Here is a 4072-nt window from a genome sequence, read left to right on the forward strand (position 1 = left end):
GGGGGGCAGTGTCTTTCGATTTCGGGATGCCCTGAGGGGTGTACATGGTGTTGTATACGGCGGCGACGAAGTCCCCTGTGCCTGCTTCGCGGCCGACAAGGAAGATTTCGACGAATCGCACCTGGTGCACATTATCAACACGATCGTACCTGGCATCGGCGCCGTCGCCAAACACTGCGGGTAGCGCAGGGTCTTGTCCTACGCAGGACAACGATAAGGCCACTGATAGGAAGATCGTCAGCAAGGCCACATTCATGGTTCTCATAATTTGTCTGCTTTTAATTGTTCTCATAATTTGTCTCATTTAAATTCCTCGTCGTTTGCTCTGCCACCGCCGGTCACGGGGGCTTAACGTCCATCAAACACTAAATGCAGGATGGGTCACAGCAACGCTTTGCTCTTGTCGAACCATGTCTCGTGTATCGATTACATGGGCGGTTTTAACATTTATTTGTGACCCATCCTGCGACTTGTTTCCTGTTATTCCGGGTTCTTGATATCAAATACCACTTTATGCAATTGCCCCGGGGTAAAGATAAATTTATCTCTTTCAGCATATTCTTCATTTACAGGCATGCCTTCATCCCGGCCGATATCAAAGGTTTCATGACCGGTATAGGCAAAGTAAACCGTTGCTTTGATATCCATTTCACCTACTTTTTCATCGTTGATGAAGAATTCTACAGTTGAAGGGCCGTTTAGCTTTGGTTCCTTCATGGTATGTTTCAGGGTGATCTTAATATCCCCATAAGGGATTTTTACATCGCCGTCGAAATCATGCCAGTAAAGGCCGAGCGTGGAATAGCTGTAGCGCAGTTTACCGTCTTTAATAAACAGTGCCTGTCCGCCAATGTGTTCACCTACCGCATAAATAACACCCTCTGTGTTTTTGTCGGCAGTAATATAGGCGTTAATCTCGTAATTGGTAGATTTGATCTCCGGTCCAGCAAATTCGGGTACCCTGTAAACATTCGGTGTGAGTTCCCAATGTCTCTTGGCTGCCTTTTGCGGGTTGGATTCCGGTTGCAGCATTCTGCCCATAGAACCACCCACGGGGTACACATTATACTTTTCTGCCTCTTGCCAGAATAATTGCTCCAATTCTTTAACTTTTTCCGGGTATTGATCTGCTAGGTTTACTTGCTGTATCGGATCCTCTTCAATATTATACAATTCCCATTCGGTGTTCAGGGGGTCGAAGTTTGCCATAGCTTCAGAATCAACAGACCAGGGAATACGGTAGGGTTTTCCGCAAAGTGTCCAGCCTTCGTGGTATAATCCCATGAATCCGCTCATTTCAAAATACTGGGTGGGATGGTTGGTTTTGGCATCCGGATCGTTCCAGGCATAGGTAAGCGATTTTCCTGGATAAGGCTCTCTTTTCTGTCCGTTCACATAGTCCGGGGCAGGTACACCGGTAACCTCGAGTATGGTTGGTACCAGGTCGGTGATATTCTGAAACTGTCTCCGCCATTCGCCTCTGGCATTAATTGCTTTGGGGTATCGTATGGCTGTTGCCGACATGGTGCCCCCAAAGTGCGAAGCTATTTGTTTGGTCCACTGGTACGGGGTTGATGAGGCGTATGCCCAAGCCACAGAATAGTGGTTTGCAAGATGAGGACCGCCCCAGGCATCAAGTCCACCAAATTTTTCCAGCTTCTCTAATTGTTGGTCCATAGTAAGAGGAGGGAAGCCATTTTGAAAAAGCAACTCAGAAAAGGTACCGGTAGGTGTACCTTCAGCAGTATTACCATTATCAGCGGTAAGATATACGATCATCGTATTGTCCAGTTCTCCCATTTCTTCCAAATGACTGATAACCCTTCCGATATGATAATCCACATGTTCCAGGAAGGCTGCATTGACCTCCATCTGGCGGGCCAGGTATTTTTTTCCTTCTTCACTGAATGAATCCCATTCGGGGATAACCTCCGGCCATTCTACCATTTCAGCATCTTCGGAAACCAGTCCCAGCTTTTTCTGGCGCTCCAGCAGTTGCTCTCGATACACATGCCATCCCTCATCAAATTGCCCTTTGTATTTATCACGCCATTCCTCAGGAACCTGTATGGGTGCATGAACTGCTCCAGGTGTATAATACATAAAGAAAGGATTATCCCGAAGCCCTTTCCAGTTGTCGAGCCATTTTATGGCCTGATCGGCCATACCATGTGATATGTGGAATGTTGATCCATCGGCATTGGTTTTGGGTGTTTCAATAGCCGTAGTATTTTCGTACAATAATGGATGGAACTGGTTGGTTTCACCCCCCCAGAAATCCCCAGAAATACTCAAAACCCCATACACCTGTTGGCCAGCTCTCAAACGGCCCGGCCGGAGAAGCTTCTTCCATGGGTGTATTGTGCCATTTCCCAAAAGCTGCCGTAGCATAACCATTTTCGGTTAAGATTTTGGCAATGGATGGGGTGCTGTAATCGATCTGCGAATTGTAGCCCGGATAGCCCGTGGCAAACTCAGATATAATGCCTGTACCGATCTGGTGAATATTGTAACCGGTGAGCAATGAGCCCCGTGTAGGAGAACACACGGCGGCAACAGACATGTGGGTGTAACGTAGCCCTTCATCACCAATACGGTCGAAGGTGGGGGTTTTCATTACGCCACCGAAAGAGCTTGCGTTAGAATATCCGGCATCATCGAGCATGACAATCAACACATTTGGAGCTCCCTCCGGAGCCTTTGGTTGCCCGATAAAATCGGGTTTGGAGTCCGCCAAGGTCTTTCCCTGGACGCCTTTCCACTCCGCATTAGGATAGGGAATGGCGTTGCCATCTTTATCTACTGATTTATCAGTACCTGTGTTACAGGAAAACATGATCGCCATCATGGCCAGGCTAATGATTGAATTTAAGGTCTTTTTCATTTTTGTAGTCTCCATTTTAATCGTTTTTTTAAATTATATAAATATTTCAAGTAAAGAATTTTATACTTATAACATGACTTTGTTGTTTTTCACTAATTCTTGTTTTTCGCCTTATTAGCTCCTATTGGAATATTTACCTTTAAAAAGAGGGAGCTATTCCTGGTGTTATTAATATCTTTGTACACATTAACCAGTCCAAAATAATATTTAAGGCCTATGGTGATACCTGTGCCTTTAGACAGTATGTAACCGGTTCCGATGGTAAGGCCTGCATCCAGGGAATTAATATCGTCTTTATTTGATTCTCTAATTCTAGCTTCTCTATCACCTGAATCGGCGTTATATTCAACCCATGCTTTATACATAAGGCCAAATTGGGGTCCGGCTTCTGCATACATGTTGTTACGGAACTTATACCTTACAAGGGCAGGAACAAGAAAATAATTCATACGTTGGCTATAATCACCGCCTTCATCATAAATTGTACTATTAAGCATTTCTAAATCAGTCTCTGTAAGTTTATTGGTGCCTAAATTTGATTTCACTAATACCCCGGTGTAAAGAGACCATTGGTTTTTCATGCGGATATCAAAGTAAAAACCTATATTCCACGTACCTAATGTGCTTGAGCTTTCTAAATTTGATATTTGTGAAAAGTTAAAACCAGTCTCGAGACCAAATTCTAAGCCATCTGAATTCAACTTATCCCCTAATAACAGGGATATTAAAACTTGAGATTGTATGTTGATACTAAAGAGTAAAAGACCTATAACACATATTATTTTTTTCATACGGCAGATAGTTTGGCGGTTAGGTTAAATCATCTCATATTCATTTTAAATATACTTCATTACGTTCAAATAAAAATTTTATTCCAATTATTTTGAGAACCAGTTTTTTCCGCGAATACCAAAACGATAATTCAGTGAAAAAAGACCAGCTGTTCTATCTCCTAAAAATTGAGCTTCGGCGCGTAATTGCCAGCGATGATTAATTTGCCACTGGGCACCTATCAACATATTCCAGGGATTATCAATTGATTTATTGAAGCTATAGCTGATATAACCATTTTCAACATTATTTCTTAAGTCTGATAAACCAGAATCCAATCGGTTGTAAATATTTTTATACAGTTCTTGTTTGATTGGTGTTAACTCACCGTACCAATTATCTAAATCGGTTTTAAGA

The 4072-nt window shown here is 43.2% G+C and carries 4 protein-coding genes and 1 pseudogene; all 5 read right to left on the reverse strand.

Annotated features, from left to right (window positions below; all coding sequences use genetic code 11):
* Window positions 1-292, reverse strand: a 292-nt coding sequence (locus tag WBM49_RS10575; protein ID WP_424372018.1) for a hypothetical protein, incomplete at its 3' end; no start/stop codon positions are given.
* A 188-nt stretch (window positions 293-480) separates the two neighbouring features.
* The gene (locus tag WBM49_RS10580) at window positions 481-2295 is read right to left on the reverse strand and encodes a sulfatase-like hydrolase/transferase (protein ID WP_424372019.1); all 1815 of its coding nucleotides are present in this window, start codon (window positions 2293-2295) and stop codon (window positions 481-483) included.
* Window positions 2264-2899, reverse strand: coding sequence for a sulfatase-like hydrolase/transferase (locus tag WBM49_RS10585; protein WP_424372020.1), 636 nt, complete (start codon window positions 2897-2899; stop codon window positions 2264-2266). The genes WBM49_RS10580 and WBM49_RS10585 overlap by 32 nt, the downstream gene beginning before the upstream one ends.
* A 77-nt stretch (window positions 2900-2976) precedes the next feature.
* Window positions 2977-3675, reverse strand: a complete 699-nt coding sequence (locus WBM49_RS10590) for a porin family protein (RefSeq protein ID WP_424372021.1) — start codon at window positions 3673-3675, stop codon at window positions 2977-2979.
* A gap of 87 nt (window positions 3676-3762) precedes the next feature.
* Window positions 3763-4072, reverse strand: a pseudogene (locus tag WBM49_RS10595) (hypothetical protein); the annotation flags it as partial.

The organism is Muriicola sp., from assembly GCF_049669965.1.
Taxonomy (GTDB): Bacteria; Bacteroidota; Bacteroidia; order Flavobacteriales; family Flavobacteriaceae; genus Muriicola.